Raw genomic sequence first — 20649 nt, 5'->3', positions numbered from 1 at the left:
ACAGGAACTGTTATGAGCCATTTCTTTGCAAAACTTATAAAATTGTATAATTGATACGATATAATGGAAACATAGAATGCCAAAAATGACCATACAAAAAATATCATTCGCAGGCTGGGACAACTGCGTACAGATATCAAACAGCATCGTTGATCTTATAGTGACGACCGATGTCGGGCCGAGGATAATCAGATACGGGTTTATCGGTAAAGAGAACGAGCTTTGCGTTGTCGAGTCGACAAAGGGCATGACAGGCGGAGATGAGTGGAAGATATACGGGGGACATCGGTTATGGCACAGTCCTGAAGACCGCGTTCGCACATATCAGCCTGATAACAGCACTGTAGAATGGGAAGAGATAAAAGGCGGGATCAAGGTCTCACAGGACACGGAAATATTGACAGGCATAAAAAAAGAGATGGAGATCACACTGTCTGCTGACAGCACTAAAGTGCATCTGCTTCACAGGCTTATCAATAAAGGGAAGGCAAATGTCGTACTCTCGGTCTGGAGCCTTACAGCAATGGCAGCGGGAGGGAAAGAGATAGTGCCTATCACAGGGAATGACACAGGCCTTCTGCCGAACCGTGTTGTCTCGCTCTGGCCTTACACTAAACTTAGTGACCCGCGAATAACACTCGGAGAAAAATACATCATTCTAAATCAGGATGCCGCTGTTAAAGCGCCTTTGAAGTTCGGCATTCCCAATGAGAACGGCTGGGCCGCTTACTTTAACCACAACAATCTCTTTATCAAATACCATGAACATCAGGCCGATGCCCTTTATCCTGATTTCGGAGTTTCATACGAGACATACACAAATGACTTTATGCTTGAGATGGAGACGCTCTCACCGCTTGTGGTTTTGGGACCCGGCAAAGCAGTTGAACATGCTGAAAGATGGGAACTCTTTGGCAGCGTACCAACGCCTTCAAACAATGAAAACGAGATAGAAAATATCCTCTCAGACATGCTTCGTCCCCGATAATAATAATTTAAGTTGAAAATTATCAGATAAACTCTTACAATTAACACATGTCAACTCAATCGTTATATGACCTGCTTGAAATTCTTGTTAAAAAAGGCGGTTCTGACCTTCATATAAGTTCCGGGTCTCCTCCGCGTATGAGGATAGACGGCGAGCTCATCCCTGCAAATGATATTATCCTTACTCCTGCTGATACAAAAACACTTCTGTACAGTGTTCTTACTGAGAAGCAGAAGAATAAGTTTGAAGAGACAAACGAACTTGACCTCTCTTTCGGCGTGAAGGGCCTTTGCCGTTTCAGGGCGAATATGTTCATGCAGAGGGGCGCGATGTCCGCAGCCTTAAGGACGATACCTTACGATATAATGCCGTTTGACAAACTCGGCCTGCCGCCCGTAGTAAGCGAAGAGTTCACAACAAAGCTCAGGGGCCTCATTCTTGTGACAGGCCCTACCGGCTCAGGAAAATCATCAACGCTTGCCGCAATAATCGACAAGATAAACAAAGAGCACCAGGGGCATATCATAACTATTGAAGACCCGATAGAATTCCTTCATAACCATCAGAAGTGCCTTGTGAATCAGAGAGAGGTAGGCTCAGATACAGCATCATTTAAGAATGCTTTACGGTACATCCTCAGGCAGGACCCTGATGTTGTCCTCATCGGTGAGATGAGAGACCTTGAGACCGTTGAGGCCGCGCTTACCATCGCGGAGACAGGCCATCTTACTTTCGGCACACTGCATACCAATACATCCATTCAGACTATTACACGTATATTAGATATCTTTCCTACAGCCCAGCAGGCCCAGGTAAAGGTCCAGCTCTCCTTTGTTCTTGAAGGCATAATATCCCAGAATCTCCTGGCAAAAAAAGGCGGCGGGCGGTGCATGGCAGCTGAGGTCTTTGTGCCTACTCCGGGCATAAGAAACCTCATAAGGGAAGGCAAGATAGAGCAGATCTACTCAATGATGCAGACCGGCCAGTCCAAATACGGCATGCAGACGATGAACCAGGCTTTGCTCAAACTTTTCAGGGAAGGCAGCATCGACAAAGAACAGGCGATCACGACCTCTCCTTTGCCGGAAGAGCTCGAAAAGATGATGGGAAGCGGCGCCGCAGGCGTCAAGCCCAGCGGTTCATTTCAGAGGTAACCCGGTTTAAAGGCACTTTTTTTTCAGCGGCAAATTATTTCCAGATCCTTCCTTGCCTGAATATCCATATATTGCAGAAGTGTTTTATAATAACCGGGCAATATTAAATATGAATATGGATAAACTATTGAAAATATTTTACAGAGCAGCGGCATTTACATGCATATTCCTCATCCTTTACGCCTGTAACAGGCATGTTGCCAGCTACGAACTTTATGTAAACGCTGACCTTGATGAAAGCTCTTCAACAATAAAAGGGAAGCGGGTCCTGGTCTATACAAAAAAGGAAACCGGCAACCTGATCCTTGAGGTAGAGACAGTTGAGAAGATAAAAAAGGCGCTTGCAGCCTACGGCTACATACCTGCGGATAACCTCTCGAATGCGGATTATGTCCTGCTTTTTGAATACAGCATAGATACCGGAAAGGCCATTTCCTCCAGAGAAAGCGGTTATACACCAACCCCATTTACCAATCGCTTTGAGAGCAGCCGCAGCACAAATACAGAGACCGAATACATCAAAGAGCTTACATTGAGGCTTTTCAGCGCTGAAAAGCTATCCAAGACTTCCCAGCCGTTATGGACCGGAAAGGCCTATATTCGCGACACCAGTTTCAACCTTCGCAAGGCCATGGACTACCTCATAGTGGCGGCCTTTGAACACTTTGGCAAAGAGACCGGTGAAGATACAATGCTTATCATTAATTCAGAGGACAAGAGGATCAAGGGTCTTAACCAGGCCGTTCATCAATAAGAAAGCCATGGATACTATTTTAATGTTTACAAATAGGAAGTCTGTGTATTATTATGAGAACACAAAGTTGGCAATATCCATAATACTGCAGCATGGAGGGATTAAAATGAAAAAAACCGTCATTGTTTTAACTGCAATCACAATACTTTTCACTTTTGCAGGTAATGCCTTGCCTGGCCAGCTCATCGACCTCAGCACTGCCAACTCCGCCACTTACATAAAGGTGCCCGGTGCCAGCTTTGCGCAAATCTTTAAAGGGGAAACATTATCAGGGGCGGAAGTCGTTGGCGCGCCTTCAAACCCTTTAACGCTTTCACCTCTCGGAGATTTGATCATAGAACCGCTTGGGACAGTTAACACAATAGTGCCGGACATAAATTACAATGGCCCTCTATCTGTTATTTTGGATAGTGATGCGACATTTATCAGCTTTGTAATGGGACATGCGGAGTCTCCAATCTCAGTAAAGATCGACTTCTTTGCATCAGACGGCTCTTTGGTTCATTCCGTAGACCAGCAGATTTATAAAAACTACAACACATATTACTTTAAAGATCTCGGGGTGTTTAGGGGATTAACAATTTACTGCAATGATGACCCGGCTGGTTTACGTTTTTACAACTTCAAGTATGAGAACAATCTGATCGCTTCAGGAAATTGATTTGAAATCTGTGTAATTATGTTCGGCAAAGAAGTTTAATGGCGGGCGTAAGATTCCATTATAGTTTAAAACCTTTGTTTTTAGTCACTATCAAGGGGTTTTTAACCTTGACAATAAAATGCCTTGCCAAATGCTATCTATTTATATATATTTGATAGAACTAATTAGTATAGTTAATCCCATTAAACAAAATAATGTTAAAGGAACGCATTATGATAAAACGTCATATTTTGAAAAGATTTTTCATTTTCATATCTTTCGTTGTAATTGTTGCATGTTCAACAACTCCTCTTCCTGAAACAATAAATATAGTTCCCCCTTCTTCAGATGTTCCACCCGAGGTAGCGGCTTTCTCTGGTGCATGGCAAGGCATATTTTTTGGAGCATTAAATGTTACTTTTGTAGTTGAAGAAATTAACACTCAGAGTGCTAATGTTATTTATAGCTGGGGAGATTCTCCAGGTGGCCCTGGTGGATATCAATATGCAACTGCAAACGTGATTTCAGGCCCCTCAATTGAGTGGATTGATAGAAATCAAGGCAAGATAACATATACAATGAATCGTGACTTAAACAGTCTGGAAGGAATAATACATGACTCAGTTGAAAACTACACATTTAAAGCTCAATTGAAACGCGTTGATTTAGAGCAATTATTAAATAAATAACATTGATGAAGAAACAAATATTAAGACTAACAATATTTATTATCTTTGCATTTGTATTTATAAATTGTACTTCCACTTCTTCATATCTCCCTGAAACAATTAACATTATACCGCCATCAAAAGATCTTCCATCTGAGATAGCAGCTTTATCAGGGAAATGGAAGGGGACCTTATCTATTGGCTCAGAGATAATTCTTGTTGTAGAACAAATAGACAATGCAGTAGCCAATATAATAGTCAGCAGAATTGATCCAAATAGCGGGAATTCAATGTATCAATATCATGAAGCTGCTATTTTGTCAGGACCAATAATGATATATCGAGATACATACGAAACTTGCACTGTTTCAATTAAAAATGAATTAAATAAACTATCAATTAGTTGTAAAGATGAAACAGTTAATTCACGTACAGAAGGGGAGCTTATACGTGTTATTAATTAGAAATAACATAAGAGCATATTTACTTTCTATTTGTGTTTTCTCCTTTCTTTCCTTATTAGTCAGTTGCGCATCAACTCCATTACCTTCATCTATTAACATTATTTCTCCTTCTCAAAACGTACCAAGTGAGTTTGCTGCTTTTTCTGGAAAATGGGAAGGGAAGTGGAATAACTATCTTGATGGAATGCTTATTGTGGAAAGAATTGATGAAAAAAATGCAGATATTATCATAAGCTGGGGTGAAGTTTATGGCCTCAAAAAGGGTTTTTTAGAAGCCACTGTTGATGTTCTTCCCGGGCCAACACTGATATATGAAGATGAAATAAACAGATGGACTTATAAAATGAATGATGATTTAAAAAGCATTAGTGGAGAAATTTTTGAAAAAGCTCCAAAAGCAAGAATGAAAGCACTAATGAAGAAAGTTCATTAGTGCTACAAACCTACTACACTCAATTTTCTCTTTTCCTTTCCCCCCTTCAAAATTGATTCTCAAAAAACTTATTTGGTGACTGTTTTTAGCGTGAAAAAACCGTGTAACTCATTGGTTTATAAAGCAAGAGTGGCGGGAGCGTGTGGGAATCGAACCCACCCTGCCCGGTTTTGGCCAGGCAACAACGGTTTTGAAGACCGAGAAGGACACCAGAACCTTATACGCTCCCAAAAAAAGAAAGGCCTTAAACTCTTAAATGATACTTAATATCATCCATTAAGGCAACTTTTCGGGCTGCTAATCATAGCTCAGTTTCTTGCTGAGAAACCTGTACATGATCCAGCATATTACAAACGTGGCTCCGCTGTACAGGTAATAAAGAACCTGCATCAGAAAAACCCGCACTGCAAAGATCAGCCCCCTGCGCTCAAAGAAGAAGCGGTACATCCTGATGTTAAAAAGAAGGACAAGCGCCTGAAAGATGAATATACTGTAAAGAAGCTGGGGCTTGACAAGTGAAAAAGGCAGAAGCAGCACCGACAGCCCCGTAAGCCCGGCACTCACCCTGTGCGATGTCTTGAGGTTAAGGTCATTGATCTTCTCATTGTTCTCAAGGATAAGGTTCGACCACGGGATGGCCCTGTAAATTATCTCGGCACGGAGAAACGATTTAAGCCTCCACTGCTTAAGGTGCTTGACCTGCAGTTCCTTGTCCAGAAGAATCCTGTATCCCGCCTCCTTTATCCTTAAGCCGATCTCTATATCCTCTATAGAAGGCTTTGCAAAGCAGGCATGGTCAAAACCTCCCATCTTCTTAAAGATATCCTTGCGTATAGCGCCGCAGCCGGCCCAGAATGTCCTGGCATCGCTGCTTGACTGCTGATGTATGTAATGGTGAAAGAGGTTCTTGTACTGTGATAAAAAGTTCTTTTCAGCAGGTTCATCATCATAAGAGCCGAAGAGCGCCGCTATATCAGGACTCTTCTGAAAGCTATCTGCTACCCTTGATATGGTCCCGCTCTTTATCTCAACATCGGAGTCAACAAAGAAGATGATCTCTCCCATGGCCTTTGATACGGCATAATTACGGGCGGCTGAGGGGCCTGACTGTTCTGTCAGATGAATGACCGTTGCCCCGAGCCTTCGGGCTGTTTCAGCCGTATCATCGGTAGAGGCGTCATCCACGACTATGACCTCATAAGATGGATATGATGATGTCAGGACGGCAGATATGCACCGCTCTATAAATGCGCCGGAATTATGCGCCGGTATGATGACCGAAACAAAAGGGCTGTTGTCCATCAAGTATTCTCCGCCAAATTACATATCTGTTTTAAGATCAGAATTTTGTTTTTAATAATATACTGTCTGGGTACGGGTGTAAAATTCACGGTCACTCACTCCATGTTCAGGCGGCCCGATACCAGATGCCTTCCAGCCTCCAAACGGCTCTTCTACTCCTGCATCTGCGGTTGCGCTATTGATCTTCAGTATCCCGGCCTGTGCATCATTCAGGAATTTCTTCTGCATCCGCTTTGAAGCCGTGAATACTGACGCCACGAGGCCCTGCTTTACCCCGTTACAGAGTGCTACTGCATGATCCCAGTCAATTGCTCTCTGCACCACGAGTACCGGGCCGAAAGTCTCTTCCTGGACTATCTCATGCAAATTATCGTCACAGCATATGATGGTTGGAGGATAATACATACCCGTACAGGCAAGTTCTTCATATTCGCGTGTCTTGCGATGCGGCACAAAAACATCTCTTGCCCCTTCCATTGCCCTTGATACCGCTGCATCGACCCGAGAACATGACGCAGAAGATATCAGGGGACCAACCTGTGTCTTCTGTTCTATCGGATCGCCCCACGCAAGATCTCTCACCTTTTGAATAAGGTGTTTTAAAAAGTCATCATAGCATCGGCTCATGACAATTACCCTCCGGTTAGCGGTACACCTCTGGCCGGCTGAACCAAATGCGGCCTCTGCAACCTTAAGGGCAGCCTCTTTAAGATCATAATCCGAACAGACTATCGATGCATTATTCCCTCCCAATTCGGCCTGTAAAGGAATATGCCGCCCTGCACAGATATCCTGTGCCGAATAACCTGCTGCCAGAGACCCTGTCAGCGTCACGGCATCTACACGCTCATCATACATTAAAGCTGAAGCGGTTGAGCGGTTACCGCATACCAGATTAACCGTACCGGGCTGGCATCCCGCTGACTTCAGGAGATTCATTATTCTTAGGGCAATTGATGATGCCTCAAGAGCAGGTTTCCATACAACAGTGTTTCCATATATCAATGCGGGAGCGATCTTTCCAAGCGGGATCGCCAACGGATTATTCCACGGTGTTATTGCAGCGATAACGCCCTGAGGCCGGTAACGGAGCCGGGATCCTGTGCTGCATTTTCTCAGCAATCTGTCTGACGCATGCTGTGATACAGCCTTAAGCAATGCAATGCTCCGCGCTACTTCAGCCTCTCCATAAGCAACCGGCTTGCCGATCTCATACGCCATCTGTTCCGATAGCTCCCGTGACTCTGCCTCAAGCAAAACAGAAAGACATCTTAATTTCTCGGCACGATATGAAAGAGGCGTGTCCCTCCATTCCAACCAGCTCTCATACGCAACAGAGGTTGCCTCCGATACCTGCTTATCCCCGCAGATCGGAACTCTCCACAGGCTCTCATTCTTCCCCCTTGGGGATATATGCTCAAAACACTCTGATGAACCGATCTCTGCCGGGGCATCGGCGATAACCATTGCAGGAAGCAAAGCCGGAGCATTATCGCCATGCATGTAATTCTCTTCTTTTTTGCCTGAGAAAGACAGCATATCGCAGACCGGAATAAAATCTGCCGCCCTCTTCTCAAGGTAACGGCGGGTCACCGCAGAATGAAGCGGGTCATTACTGGAAACAGCATCTTCTGCAACAAATATTTTATAGCCTCTCTGGTAAGCGTCAAGGACCGTAGCCCTGATACATCCATGAAGGTATAAACCTGCAATCAGAATTGTATCAGATTTCAGCGAATCCAGAAGATTATCAAGCACGCCATCTTCAAAAGCGCTGAAAAAGGCCTTATGAACGATCTTTTCTGATCTGACAGGCTGAAGGGATATTGGAACAGCATGCCCTTCTGTCCCATCTATGCATGGCATCTTCTCAAGTCGTTTCCAGTGAGGCATATAGATCTCACCGCCTGGCCTTACCGTCGTCCATATATGGATCACAGGTATCCCTGATGATCTGCACCCGGCGAGAAGTGCAGAGGCACGCTCAATAACCTTGCCGGCCGCAGGTTCAAGGGAACGCGTCCGCAAAAAATCATTCTGCAGGTCAACCAGCAAAAGTACCGGCTTCATCCCTTTTCAATTGAACTGTACATCCGGGTTATGGTTTCTGCTATCAGTTCTCCCATCTCCTGCGTTCCTGCCAGACGGCAGGAATCCTCTGCCAGGTCAGCAGTCCGCCATCCCTGACGCCAGACATGTGTAACAGCGCTTTCAATGAGCAAAGCCTCTTTCATAAGCCCAAAACTTTCACGCAGCATCATGGCCAGAGAAAATATCTGTCCAATGGGGTTGGCACGGCCGGTGCCGGCTATATCATATCCGGCACCATGATTTGTCTGATATACCCCTGACCCATCTTCTGAAAAATTCCCGGAATAAGAAAGCGCTCTTGAACCAAGCAGAACTCCGCCAACATCAGAGAGTATATCTCCGAAGAGATTCGGGGACACAACGACATCCAGCTCCTGAGAATGCTGTATCAGGTAATAAGCGGCATAATCAATATCCATTAACCTGCTCCTGACACCGAATTCAGATGCGATCTTAAGCATGCAATCATGCCATAGCCTGCTGATGGAAGGAATGCCGGCATCCTTGAATACTACAGTTATCTCCCCCTGCCTCAGTTGAGCTGTTTTTGCCGCGACTTTCAAGATCCTGCAGACTTCCCTTTCGGTATAGCAGAAGGAGTGCTCCGCTCTTCTCCCATCCTTACCGGTCACCGTCTCGCTCCACCGGCCCTGATATATACCGGAAGAATTTTCACGGATCAAAATGATGTCAGTGCCGGTTAGATACCTATGGGGTATCCGGCATGTATTTCGGAGCTCTTCAAAGCCCCTTATCGGGCTTATTTTGCAGAAAAGGTCAAACTCCCTGCGCATGTCATAAACAAACCGTCCGCCTCCGGGGCCGGCCAGAACTGCTCCGCCTTTTGAAAAGATATCTCTGCAGAAATCAACCACCGGATCGCAGAGTGCTTTTCCATACTGCAATTCTGCATCCCGGCCTATCGGGCCTCCCTTCCTGACCTCAAAACTGCACTCTCCTTTTGATTCAAGCGCAGAAAGCACAATTAAGGCAGCACTTATTATTTCAGGGCCTATACCCTCGCCTTCCAGCACCCCTACGATATATTTCCCATCACGTATACACTTTTCCGCAGAAGGCTCAAATATCTGATCGCTCCAGCGCTGAGGCTTACCATTCAATGCCTTTTCAATTTTTAAATAATCATCCATTATCCATTACTCCATAATAATTATTTTTCAGGGAAGAGCAATATGGCCGGCAATAATCCATCATACTATTAACAGCCGATGCTTATTATGAACGACCTTTATAACGCTTTTCCACTCTTAAGCTCATAAGCTTTCCTCTCTCGGTCCATCTCGGCTCCTCGCGCCTCACCCTGAGAGTGTGCGCCTGGCTCCATATACTGCGTGCAGAGTCAGCCATTAAGCTGGACTTCTTCATAAAGCCCAGGACTGCATCTATCACTTCATCTTCGTCATTTATCTTTACCTTGGGGCTTATTATAAGAATGACCCTGGTAAAGCCGTCCCTGTCTTCCTCCTCAATCAATTGATAATCCAGAGGGCTTCCCCCGAATCGTCCGGGCAGCACCTCTTCCAGAATGTGTATCATATCACTGCCCACCAGCGTTACCCCTTCACCTGTTAACTTATGAAAGCTGTGAATTCTTCGAATGTGTTCTGTGAACCCGAGTTCACCCAAAGGGCACCCGCATGCCCTTTTCTCTATGATGCCGTAATCATCACTCTCCGCATTCAGAAGGATCTTAGGCGCCGTAGGAAGCAGGGAGGTGAAGTTAAAAGCAGGGACCTCAATATCAGTGCCCGGCACCAGGCGGTCATACGGGATCATCGCACAGATGCTTTTACATAAATGCAGGTCATTCGCCTCAAGCGGTTCACTGCATCCCATGCCGATACGGCCTATTTCTGTAAATCCATATGTTGTATAAATCCTGGCACCTGTATTTACAATACCCCGGACCTTAGCAGGGGTTATTGGTTCACCCGCGATCTTAAAGACAGCCCCTGTAAAGTCCATGCCTTCTTCACGCGCAGCGATACAGACCCTCAATGCCCTGCTTGCCGGAGCTGATATCAGGCAGGAACCATGCTGCCGGAGAGTATCAGCTACCCAGTGCGCCACCAGAGAGGCCTGCTCTATCTTTACCTCCTCAGGCCATGGAAGATTAACCCCGAGCAAGCGGCCGATAAGAACGGTCAGCAATGAAGAAAGGCGATATTTCAGCGCAGGCGGTTTAAAATCATATGGATCGAACGGGGAAAACCATTTTTGCGTAATGTGTCCGCTGTGAGCCTGTCTCAGTATATCATTAAAACCGCTGCCGTCAGGAAGGACCCCGCGCCAGGTCGCAAACGGCATATCAAGGGCACCATGCGCATGCTGGGTAACCATTTCATGAGCAGCGCCGATTGACAAGTGTTCAAGGTCATGTTCTATCCTGGTCCCGGCCCCTGTTGACCCGCCGGTTTCAGAATAGTAGTGACCATTAAGAAAAGGATTATCAAAGCTGTTTGCATAAACATGCAGTTCCATTCCATCCCTTATAATCGGTTTTCTTCCCTTAAACTCCTCAAATGTTACATACACCCCGGCTTGCCGCAGGGCAAGCAGCGTATCTTCGAGGCCCTTCTTTTTTACCATCGCCTTTATGTCGCCAAATTCGCAGCCTGCCATCTTCAGCAATGGGATATAGGGACTCTGCGGATATCCGTAAACACCACGCTCGATAAGGCGCAGAAAGTTATTCTCACGATCAGATACCAGCTGCTTTATGGTCCTTCGCGCTTCCTCCAGACTAATAGTCTTAAGCAAAAAGCCCCGCAGCCCAAAAGCGAACCGGCCGTACATTTTCAGATCATCAATAACACTCATATATAATAATAGCCGATAATACCGGAAATGGACTTACCTGACATAAAGACAGTTCCGGCCTCTCTTTCTCATGTTTTGCATAAGCTTTCTGCCAGACTATTTTTCATTTATGCCCTTACCACCGGCATCCGCTATCTCCCGTATCAGCTCAAGGTACTGATTAACATGGGCTTGAGCTGTCCAGTTCTTGCAATATGCCTCGTATCCTTTCATGCCAAGCTCATCCCGACCTGATCTGTTCTCCAGGAGACTCTCCATCGCGTCCACCAGTTCATCATCCGTTTCATATATCAGCCCGCCGCCACTCTCTTGGACGAGTTCCGGCATACCTCCGATATTTCTCACAATGACAGGGGTCTTCTCTCTGAAAGCCTCCATGATCACTAACGGGCTGACTTCAAAACATACAGACGAAACGATCAATGCAGCTGCCTGACGGTAGAGTGAACTGAGCCGGGTGTCTGAGACATAGCCAAGGAAATGGATATTGGGTATGCCCTGTGCCAGCTTTTTAAGCTTTGGCTCATCACTGCCGGCGCCTGCAATAAGCAGGTCCGCTTTCCTGTAATTACGAAAGACGGTGATAAGCGTATGAAGGCCTTTCAATCTCACCAGACGTCCTGTAAAAAGGAAATAAGGCCTCTCCGGCATATTATGGCCCGCTTCTTCTGACAGGTTATCCGCTATCCCTTCAGAGGAGGAGAAGCTCGGCAGATACCTGACAGGTATATCAAGCCCTATCTTTTCATGGATATCTTTGCAGAAATGGCTCATCGCTAAAAAGGCATCCACATGCCTAACGTTTCTCTTCAGCATACCTGTATACCTCCACAACTGCGGCGGTATTCTGTAAATAAGGCTGCAGAGCATGCAATGTTTTTTTTGACATGCTTCACGATTGAACCTGAACAGGAGGTGCGTGGGGCAGAGCAGCCAGTACTCATACATCGTATAAAGCTTGACGCCCTCTCCATACTGTAATACCCTTGGGCCGCCGACAAGCGAGATGTTGTGATAATGGATAACGTCAAAACCCTTCTTCAGTATCTCCTTTATGCGGGATGATTTAAAGAAAGGAATGCCTGTCTGATGTGTCAGCAAGGGGGACAGGAAGCCGGCCCTGCTTTTGAGCCCGTGCACAGTCACGTTCGGATGGTCGTCATAGCCCTGCTCCGGCTCCCGGCCTGACAGAAGACGGTATGAATCAATACAGTGGATTACATCAACCTTATGCCCGTTACGCGCCAGTTCATTAGACAACCTGTGAATGAATATCCCATCCCCGCCGAAATTGTAAGGCGGATAGAATGTTGTGATCATGCAGAAACTGAGAGGGCGATCTGTCATTCTGCCGATCTCAAAGGCTTCATGCACATCATCACAATCTCATTGCCACTGACTGGAACGTGGGGCGTCATCTTCTTTGTAGGTATCATGCCGGTAGGCGTGAAATTAATGATCAGGTTCATCTGGAAAGCCCAGCCCCTTTCTTAAAAAGTAATTGACATTAGAAGATCTAAAGTTCATCATCAATGCTATGAAGAATTCTAACATAGTCAATCTTGTAACATCCCGCTCGGCAAAAGACCTCTCTTTGGTCATCACCGGAAACGTTTCAGCTGCCGGCCTGGGGTTCCTTGCGGTCCTGCTCATCTCAAGGGAGCTCTCAGTGAGCGATTTCGGACTATTTAATATGGCCCTGTCTATCATGATAATCGTCTCCAGGCTGGCCGAGTTAGGAATGGAGGCGCCGATCGTGAAGTTCACTTCATCTTATCTTGCGGCAAACAGGGCAGCTGATGCCGACAGCGTGCTCCGCATGGCATTCCGCATAAGGCTGGCCACCGCCCTTATCTTTGCGGTATTGACCTTCATTGCCGCTGACATGATCTCTACAAGGCTGTATGACTACCCCGATCTGGCCCCGCTCATCAAACTGGTATCATCCGGGGTACTCGGCATCGCTGTATTCGGATATATAAGGTCAGCGCTCCACGCTTATCAGCTCTTCAGAAGGTCGGTCATGCTTCAGCTACTGGTGGACCTTGCCAAGTTCCTGGCGGTGGCTGCCATGATATTCCTGTTCAGAGGCATAGACACATTCTCTGCTGTTTCCGCTTTTGTATTCGCACCCCTGTTGGGGGTCCTTCTGGGCTTCAGGGAACTCAGGGGCAAGCTCTTTCCGGAGAAGATAGTTGTGAAGAACCTCCTGAGCAGGTTTGTTTCATACAGCAAGTGGCGGTTTGTAAGCAATATCTGTGTTACTGTCCTGCCATATATCGGGATATTCATGATTGCAAAGATGGCAGACAGCAAGGCAGCCGGCATATACGGGCTTGCTGTAAACCTTACACTGATCTTTCCGATAATAACCAGCTCCCTTGTTACTGTACTGCTCCCCAGGGTATCGAGGTTCAGGCAGGCGGATGAGTTCAGGTATTATCTTAAAGTCGCGCTCAAGGTCTCACTTTACATAGCCATAGCCGCTCTTCCTATGCTCTTCATATCCGACAAGATAATCCCCTTCTTCTTTGGTGAGCGCTATCTCGAGACTGTGCCCATATTCAACTGGCTCCTCTTCAGTGCCATAGCTACGGCGACCAACGGAACAATACGCGTGGCATTGTTCTCTATAGAGAAGCCGAACGTAGTGGCTTCCGTAGATACGCTCAAGATACTGCTTATGGCCTCAGGATGCTATATCCTCATACCCCTGTTCGGCACGCTTGCCCCCGCTATCCTCGCACTTATATTAAATATATGCGCGATCTTCTTCACCGCCGTCTATGTCTTCAGGCATATAAGCAAGGGCGTTATAGCCGTAGAGGAAGAGGAGTTTGTTCAGCCGTATTGAAAACCTATGGCTGCTTCTTCGCTGTAATAAATGCGTGAGATACGCATCGGTCTACATCCGCAAAATTCAGAGAGCAGCCCCCGCATCTCAACCCCGAGTCGCCCCCCTTCATAAAGCGTCTCCTCTGTTCTCTGACTTCCTTGCTGAACCAGACCTTGCGGAAACCGCCGCCGTTCGTAAAGGCATTGCCTATCGAAAGCTCACGGCCGGTATGGTAATCACAGGAAACGACCGTACCGGAATCGATCAGTAAGTCAACATTCTCCTCATTATCAAAAAGTGGGTCGGGTATGCCCAGGACCTCTCCGATTTCAGTGAGTACGAGAGTTCGGCAAGAAACCAGTTCTTGAGCCGCTTCCAGGAAAGTCCTGTATATGTAAACTCCACCTTGTCAAACGTCAGGACAAGACTTCTTGTGGCAAATACCCTCGCCGTCTTAACAACCTTTGATATAAGATCTTCCCCCATTTATACCCCTTTTATATATCCCACACATTCCCCCAGTGACCATGAAAAAAGGTTTAAAAGAAGAAGCGGTGACGATTTTATGAATTGTACCAGATATATTCTATTCCTTAAATTGCTCAGCCCTATCCTCAGAAAAAGCCTCACCGGAATTAAAAAGAAAAGTGCTGAATAGACAAGCCGTTTCAATTTAGAGAAGTCTTGCGCCTTCACACGGACAACGGCAAAGTTCATGCCATGAAAAAACTCATGCCGGATGAGGTCTGATAAATTATCTATACAGTAATGGGATATCCGTATTGAAGGCTCAAACCTTATGAGATGGCCCGACTGCGCGAGCCTCCAGTGAAGCTCCGTATCAGAGGAGTAAGTGCCCTCTATGAAGCAGCCCAGATCTTCAAAGACCTTACGCTTGTAGGACATGCCGGCGCCTGCGACATCAGCCATCCACCCTGCAGCGGTATGCGGCATCCACTGGCTGAACTCACAGAAATATCCTGCCCAGCCGACATAGCTTCCGAGGTCGCCATTTGCGATAGCCCCGCCTATTGCCGGATAAGGCGACCTGTGCGCCTTTATTATGCTCTCAACCCAGTCCCTCTCTGCGGTGCAGTCGGCATCAATGAAGGCTGCAATTTCACTCCTTGCCACGGATATGCCGAAGTTGCGCGCATCACCGCAGAACTTCCTCTCCGCAAATGTAAATAGCCTGACCTCGGGAAAATTATTTTCAACAATGGATGCCGCGCCGTCAGTGGAGCTGTCAACAACGATGACCTCAAAACCAGCTTCCGTATCCTGCCTTCTTAATGACTCCAGGCATCTCCGGATGCTGCTGCCGGAATTATAGGATGCGATGATTATGGAGAGTTCAGGGCTTTCATTCATAAATACGGCCAACCTGTATTTTCAACAGGACCCATCACACGCCCTTTTCAGGCCCGAAGAAAAACGCATCTGCAATTGTCTCGTCTATACAGCTTCCGCCTTCATAGGCATAACTGCATGCGCTGCACATGGCCATCTGTTCCCAGTCGTAACGAAACTGCCTCCGGACATCACGGTATGACCGCCCTGACCAGACATTCCAAAACGTCTCGCCTTTTATGCTTCCGAGGGCATATTTATCATTGTAGTCATAGGTGCAGAAGCATACAGTGCCGTCCCAGTGTATGACAGGGCTGTTCCATAACTGTTTGCAGGGGTTCTTCTTTCTCCGTATGAGCGTCTGCCCGTCATCCTTATACTTAAACCTTCTATGATTATAATTATCAGGCATCAGGTCCTGGGGGCTCCTGTCCTTTCCGGGCCTCTTCAGCGCATAGGTATCGTTGGTGCACGGGTTCAATGTCTTGATGGTCAACGCGTCAACGCCTATTGACCTCGCCATATCTTTCAGCTCCGGCATCTCATGCTCATTATGCTTCATAGGTATAAAACGAAGATTTATAAAAGGCGTCTTTGAGTTTAAGTCCCGCTTTCTCGACACAACCGTGCTTAAAGCTTTAATGACGGATTCAAGTTCTCCGCCGCTTCGGTACCGGCTGTAAGTCTCCTGCGTTATCCCGTCCATTGCAAATATGATTGAATCTATGCCGGACCGTATCAACCTGTCTGCATTCTCTTCTTTGACAAAAAAGTGCCCGTTGGTGCTTGACACCACCTTTATCCCCTTCTTCTTTGCATATGAGATCATGCTGTAGACATCCGGGTTCATAAACGGCTCGCCCCAGTCCCAGAGTAGGATGAGGAATATGTAGTCTCCGGCCTCATCGATAAGCTTCCTGAAGACGGCAATATCCAGCATCCCTGATTTACGATCCATCCCCTCGTATACCGGGCAGAGAACGCAGCTCAGGTTGCATGTATTTGCCGGCTCTATCTGAAAGTGGGTCGGCCATCCCCACGGCCTCTGGGGCTTGAAATATACGGACAACTCCACAAGAATCCAGTTCACTATCTTCCTTAAAGGAACGTTATTGAACTCATAAGGTATGTTGTCGCACCTGATCACGACCCTCCTCGTTATTAATGCTTTAACCGCCTCAAAAACCTTTGCAATGATATTCTTTGACATCAAGCCTCCATTTTCAGGGAAAGAACGACGGGATCCATTTAAATATACGGTGAACCTTCATGTTGTCGACTGCAAAGCAGCAGTAATTACAGTCACACCCTTCCAACATTGATGCCTTTGTCCTGGGATCTAATGCCGCACTTCGAAAACTGCGGATTGATTCACCATTCCATATATCATGTAATGTATCATTATTCAGGTTTCCGAAATTAACCTCAGGCAAGCACCGGCCGCAGGGCTGGACTTTTCCATCAACCCTCACCCTCGCATGGTACCAGGCAACATAGCATGGGACCTTCTTCCATACAGAGCTTCCCAACCTATATTTTAAAAGCGTATCATCTGTTCTATCGTTTATCGTAAGATATTTTAACCTTTCCTTGTTCTTCCTTAAAGAGCGTATCATGACCTCTTCCTCATCTTTGGAAAGTGCAGCCGAATCCACTTGACCTTTAACTGTCCAGAAGGGCGAGAAGGATAATATATTACAGCCCGTATCCAGGGCAAGGTTTGTAAATTCACCTATCGTCTTATAATTATGCCGATTAATAGGGTGATGCAGCTGAAGAAGAGGGGTTCTGCTTTTCAGTGATGCCTTAAGTGAGGTCAAAAGTTTTAGAGTATTTATAACTTTGTCAAAATAATCAGGGTTGGTCCCTGGATAATTCTTTCTGTACCCATCAATGGAGCTTGCCCACAGGCTAACCTTAAGGGTATCAAGCCGGAGACCTATAAGAGACTTCAGCATATCCATATCCAGCAGTGTGCCGTTTGTGATGATGGTAACGTGAAATCCGGACTCCTTTGCAATAGAAAGCATATCTAAAATGTTGTTATGTAAAAATGGTTCACCGGATCCATGAAAGATAAGACTTTCTGTCCCCATTATTTTAAGCTCTTTGCACAGGTCCTTAAACAGGTCAACAGATATGTCGGCCTCGGCAGAACCCTGTTGCGAAACCTTTTTGACGTCAGAGGAATGGTAAGTGCAGCCCAGACACTTCAGGTTGCAGCGGTTTGTAAGGTCTATATCTACAAAAAAAGGGCCTGTTTTTGCGACCTCGCCTGTGAGCAGGCCATGTAGAAGTTTTGCCCTTTTATAAAGACTCACTTTTGTCTCACCGGCCTTCCATTTTATCTATACCTGCAAGCTTGACATTCAGGCCGTAAAAGGTACCGCGCACAATGAAATAGGGCAAATGTATAAAAAAATAGTATGGGATAAATATTACCAGGTGCATTAACCTGGCATTGAGAAGTTCAAAGACAAAGAGGTTTCGCAGAAGCAGCCAGGCGCGCTTGAATATGAACCTGTTCATCGTCGTGGCCTCCTTGTGCAGCACCTTTGCGCCTCTTACGACCACGACCCTGAAACCGCCGCGCTTTGCCCTTACATTAAAATCCGTCTCCTCAAAATAGAGCTTATATATCGTCTTAAAGTATCCAATCCTTCTGAAGACATCCGCCTTTATAAGATTTGCGCAGCCGAGAATTGAATCAACATCAGCGATCTCATCTTTACTGTCAGTAAAGATGGTCCGGCCGAGCTTCAGCTTCTCAAGCCTGCCTGTCCAGAAGTTTATCCTGTATCCGATATCGTCTATCTCTTCTGCTCTGTCATAGTAATATATAACAGGCGCTATCACCCCTATCTCTTCATCCTTCTCCCCGGCCTCCACGAGCCTGTTGAGGACGTCCTGCTGAACTACCACATCATTATTCAGCACCCATATATAATCAGCACCGGACTTCAGGCCGTATTCGACCCCCTGGTTGACAGCCTTCACATAACCGGCATTCTCTTTGTTCTCAACAAGGATGATATCGGGGTACCTGAGGGATATCGCCTCCTGAGAGCCGTCACTTGAGGCGTTGTCAATGACCATTACCTTATACCTGTCCCCGGGATAATCAATGCCGGTTATCGAGTCGAGGCACTCAAGCAGAAGGCCGTCCCTGCCGTTCCAGTTTATGATCACTGCAAGAACTGATGGAAATGAATTCAGCATCTTATCCCTTAAAGAGAAACTTCCTCACATCGCCTATTCGCATCGTTATCCTGTTGCTGTCGAGATACTCAAGAAAAGGAAGCGCGTACTTTCTTGATGTATCAAGAATATCACGGAACTCGCCTACAGTCATATCCGGTTTTTTAGAGTAAAACTCCTTCAGTTTATCCATCATCTTCGCATGGTTTGACTTTGAGATATAGACAGCGTCCTTTATCCTTACGAGGCTTCCCTCTTTTGCCATTATCTTTAAAAGCTCAACAGCCTGTTTGCTGTCCACCTTTACCGATGCCGCAAGCTCGTCAATTGCAGGAGGCTGAAAAAGAGAATCATCGATTGCCTTTAATATCTTATCTTTAACAGCCTTATTGTCATCGCTCAAAGAGAGATTAAATGCGCTTGACCTAACGATATCTTTATCAACCGTTATCCCTTTAACAAGCGCAAGCAGTCCGTCGAAAAATCTCTGGTCAGCCCCGCTGTAAGATGACCTCAGCTCCTCTTTTAACATGCCCGGCCTGAGCGGATTCTTAATGTGAAATTCTTTAAGGGATGACCTGATCCCTTCGGAAAAATCATCGAAGACATCCTTATGTATCAGCCTGTCTTCGCACCTTCTCACCTCACCGTTCTTTATCAGTGTTTCAATAGCTGATTTTATATTGGGCAGTTCAGCCTTTATCCACCCCTCAAGCTCTTCGCGCGCAATGCCGTAGATCCCCTTCTGATGCACCTTTGCAGCTATCTTCTCGCCAAGGCTCCCCTCCCAGAATATATTCTGCTCCTCAATATCCCCAAGCTTCTTCCTGCGCTTTGGCGAAGGGTCAAGCACCTCGCCTCCGCCGATCGTCTGCAGAGGTGAGAATCGCCTGATAATATATCTGTCCCCTGCAAGCAGGGCGACAGGTGTCGGGAACCTGAACTGGCAGAAGGCGCTGTCGCCGGGCTTAAGTGACTCGTTCTCATAGATAATTATCCTTGCAGTCATCTCAGAGGAACCAGCGTGAAAGTGGACAAGGCTCCTGTTCTTGAGCGCGGTTATGGAGGTATCTTTTAAGAGTTTCAACTCTGCATCAACGATGTAAGATGTCTTAACCTTTCCAGGCGTTGCCAGCACATCGCCTCTCTGTATCTCATCCTTTGAAACACCCTGAAGGTTCACAGCCACCCTCTGGCCTGCGTATGCGCTTTTGATAGTTTCGCCATGGCTCTGAAGCCCTCTGATCTTGCTTATCATCCCGCTGGGAAGTATCTCTATCGGCTCATCAACATTAATGCTCCCTGAGATAGAAGTGCCTGTGACAACTGTGCCGAATCCTTTGAGCGTAAAGACCCTGTCAACAGGCAGCCTGAATATAGCCTTCTCATGTTTGGGTTCAATACCTGAAGCAGCATCCTTTATCTTATCCTTAAGCCCCTCTATATTCTCACCTGTCTTTGATGAAACAGATATTATCCCGGCATCCTCAAGAAATGTCCCCTTAACAAAATCCCTCACCTCTTCTGTGACAAGCGCAAGCCAGTCCTTATCCACAAGGTCAGACTTTGTGATAACGATGATCCCCCTCTTCACCTTCAAAAGGTCGCAGATCGCAAGATGCTCCCTGCTCTGCGGCATTATCCCTTCATCAGCAGCTATCACCATGAGCACGATATCGATCCCGCCTGCGCCCGCAAGCATATTTTTGATAAGCCGCTCATGTCCCGGCACATCAATGATGCCCACCTTAAGCCCGTCAGGATATGAAAGGTCAGCAAAGCCGAGGTCGATCGTGATGCCACGTTCCTTCTCTTCCTTCAGCCTGTCAGGGTCTGTGCCTGTAAGCGCCTTTACAAGCGCGCTCTTTCCGTGGTCAATATGTCCGGCTGTGCCGAGGATAATGTATCTCATAAAATAAAGTTAATAATT

20 protein-coding genes and 1 tRNA gene are annotated in these 20649 nt (G+C 46.4%); 8 read left to right on the top strand and 13 right to left on the bottom strand.

The window, feature by feature from the left end:
• The first annotated feature begins 85 nt into the window (after positions 1 to 85).
• The 7 genes from Q7U10_11950 to Q7U10_11920 all read left to right on the top strand — a co-directional run bounded on the left by Q7U10_11950 (position 86) and on the right by Q7U10_11920 (position 5101).
• Entirely contained in the window at positions 86 to 988 is a 903-nt protein-coding gene (locus tag Q7U10_11950) for a DUF4380 domain-containing protein (GenBank protein ID MDO8283312.1), read from the top strand.
• Positions 989 to 1035: 47 nt separating this feature from the next.
• Positions 1036 to 2142, top strand: coding sequence for a type IV pilus twitching motility protein PilT (locus Q7U10_11945; GenBank protein MDO8283311.1), 1107 nt, complete (start codon positions 1036 to 1038; stop codon positions 2140 to 2142).
• A gap of 127 nt (positions 2143 to 2269) precedes the next feature.
• Entirely contained in the window at positions 2270 to 2896 is a 627-nt protein-coding gene (locus Q7U10_11940) for a hypothetical protein (GenBank protein ID MDO8283310.1), read from the top strand.
• Positions 2897 to 3002: 106 nt separating this feature from the next.
• On the top strand, positions 3003 to 3557 hold the full coding sequence (locus Q7U10_11935) for a hypothetical protein (protein ID MDO8283309.1): 555 nt from the start codon (positions 3003 to 3005) through the stop codon (positions 3555 to 3557).
• A gap of 212 nt (positions 3558 to 3769) precedes the next feature.
• Positions 3770 to 4225, top strand: a complete 456-nt coding sequence (locus tag Q7U10_11930) for a hypothetical protein (protein ID MDO8283308.1) — start codon at positions 3770 to 3772, stop codon at positions 4223 to 4225.
• Positions 4226 to 4230: 5 nt separating this feature from the next.
• A complete protein-coding gene (locus Q7U10_11925) occupies positions 4231 to 4668 on the top strand; it encodes a hypothetical protein (GenBank protein ID MDO8283307.1) in 438 nt (145 codons plus the stop codon).
• A complete protein-coding gene (locus Q7U10_11920) occupies positions 4655 to 5101 on the top strand; it encodes a hypothetical protein (GenBank protein ID MDO8283306.1) in 447 nt (148 codons plus the stop codon). Before Q7U10_11925 ends, Q7U10_11920 begins: the two co-directional genes overlap by 14 nt.
• A 130-nt stretch (positions 5102 to 5231) precedes the next feature.
• Here the strand turns inward: Q7U10_11920 and Q7U10_11915 are convergent.
• The 7 genes from Q7U10_11915 to Q7U10_11885 form a co-directional block, all read right to left on the bottom strand.
• Positions 5232 to 5330 (bottom strand) — tRNA-Sec (locus tag Q7U10_11915).
• Between the two features lie 68 nt (positions 5331 to 5398).
• A complete protein-coding gene (locus Q7U10_11910; GenBank protein MDO8283305.1) occupies positions 5399 to 6403 on the bottom strand; it encodes a glycosyltransferase family 2 protein in 1005 nt (334 codons plus the stop codon).
• A gap of 51 nt (positions 6404 to 6454) precedes the next feature.
• Positions 6455 to 8473: an aldehyde dehydrogenase family protein gene (locus Q7U10_11905; GenBank protein MDO8283304.1), complete on the bottom strand. Its 2019-nt coding sequence runs from the start codon at positions 8471 to 8473 to the stop codon at positions 6455 to 6457.
• Positions 8470 to 9645, bottom strand: coding sequence for an isocitrate/isopropylmalate family dehydrogenase (locus tag Q7U10_11900; protein MDO8283303.1), 1176 nt, complete (start codon positions 9643 to 9645; stop codon positions 8470 to 8472). Before Q7U10_11900 ends, Q7U10_11905 begins: the two co-directional genes overlap by 4 nt.
• Positions 9646 to 9730: 85 nt before the next feature.
• Positions 9731 to 11275 carry a hypothetical protein gene (locus tag Q7U10_11895; protein MDO8283302.1) on the bottom strand — a complete coding sequence of 515 codons (1545 nt, stop codon included), beginning with the start codon at positions 11273 to 11275 and terminating at the stop codon, positions 9731 to 9733.
• 156 nt (positions 11276 to 11431) lie between these two features.
• A complete protein-coding gene (locus Q7U10_11890) occupies positions 11432 to 12682 on the bottom strand; it encodes a glycosyltransferase family 4 protein (protein MDO8283301.1) in 1251 nt (416 codons plus the stop codon).
• Positions 12679 to 12804: a hypothetical protein gene (locus Q7U10_11885; GenBank protein ID MDO8283300.1), complete on the bottom strand. Its 126-nt coding sequence runs from the start codon at positions 12802 to 12804 to the stop codon at positions 12679 to 12681. The genes Q7U10_11890 and Q7U10_11885 overlap by 4 nt, the downstream gene beginning before the upstream one ends.
• A 68-nt stretch (positions 12805 to 12872) precedes the next feature.
• Between Q7U10_11885 and Q7U10_11880 the strand changes: the two genes are divergently transcribed.
• Positions 12873 to 14189, top strand: a complete 1317-nt coding sequence (locus tag Q7U10_11880; protein MDO8283299.1) for an oligosaccharide flippase family protein — start codon at positions 12873 to 12875, stop codon at positions 14187 to 14189.
• 246 nt (positions 14190 to 14435) lie between these two features.
• Here the strand turns inward: Q7U10_11880 and Q7U10_11875 are convergent, their stop codons facing one another.
• Genes Q7U10_11875 through selB form a run of 6 tightly spaced genes read right to left on the bottom strand, consistent with a single transcriptional unit; the run spans position 14436 to position 20631 of the window.
• The gene (locus Q7U10_11875; protein ID MDO8283298.1) at positions 14436 to 14657 is read right to left on the bottom strand and encodes a hypothetical protein; all 222 of its coding nucleotides are present in this window, start codon (positions 14655 to 14657) and stop codon (positions 14436 to 14438) included.
• A complete protein-coding gene (locus Q7U10_11870) occupies positions 14658 to 15542 on the bottom strand; it encodes a glycosyltransferase (GenBank protein ID MDO8283297.1) in 885 nt (294 codons plus the stop codon).
• A 34-nt stretch (positions 15543 to 15576) separates the two neighbouring features.
• Complete coding sequence (locus Q7U10_11865) at positions 15577 to 16731, bottom strand: radical SAM protein (protein MDO8283296.1); 1155 nt, start codon at positions 16729 to 16731, stop codon at positions 15577 to 15579.
• A gap of 13 nt (positions 16732 to 16744) precedes the next feature.
• Positions 16745 to 17842 (bottom strand): radical SAM protein, encoded by a 1098-nt coding sequence (locus Q7U10_11860; GenBank protein MDO8283295.1) that lies wholly within the window; start codon positions 17840 to 17842, stop codon positions 16745 to 16747.
• Between the two features lie 7 nt (positions 17843 to 17849).
• Positions 17850 to 18740, bottom strand: coding sequence for a glycosyltransferase family 2 protein (locus Q7U10_11855; protein MDO8283294.1), 891 nt, complete (start codon positions 18738 to 18740; stop codon positions 17850 to 17852).
• A gap of 1 nt (position 18741) precedes the next feature.
• Complete coding sequence (selB, locus tag Q7U10_11850) at positions 18742 to 20631, bottom strand: selenocysteine-specific translation elongation factor (protein MDO8283293.1); 1890 nt, start codon at positions 20629 to 20631, stop codon at positions 18742 to 18744.
• Between the last annotated feature and the right edge of the window lie 18 nt (positions 20632 to 20649).

Source organism: Thermodesulfovibrionia bacterium (assembly GCA_030646035.1).
Taxonomy (GTDB): domain Bacteria; phylum Nitrospirota; class Thermodesulfovibrionia; order UBA6902; family UBA6902; genus JACQZG01.
The sequence above is the reverse complement of the archived record's forward strand: the minus strand, read 5'-3'. Positions and strand labels throughout refer to the sequence as shown.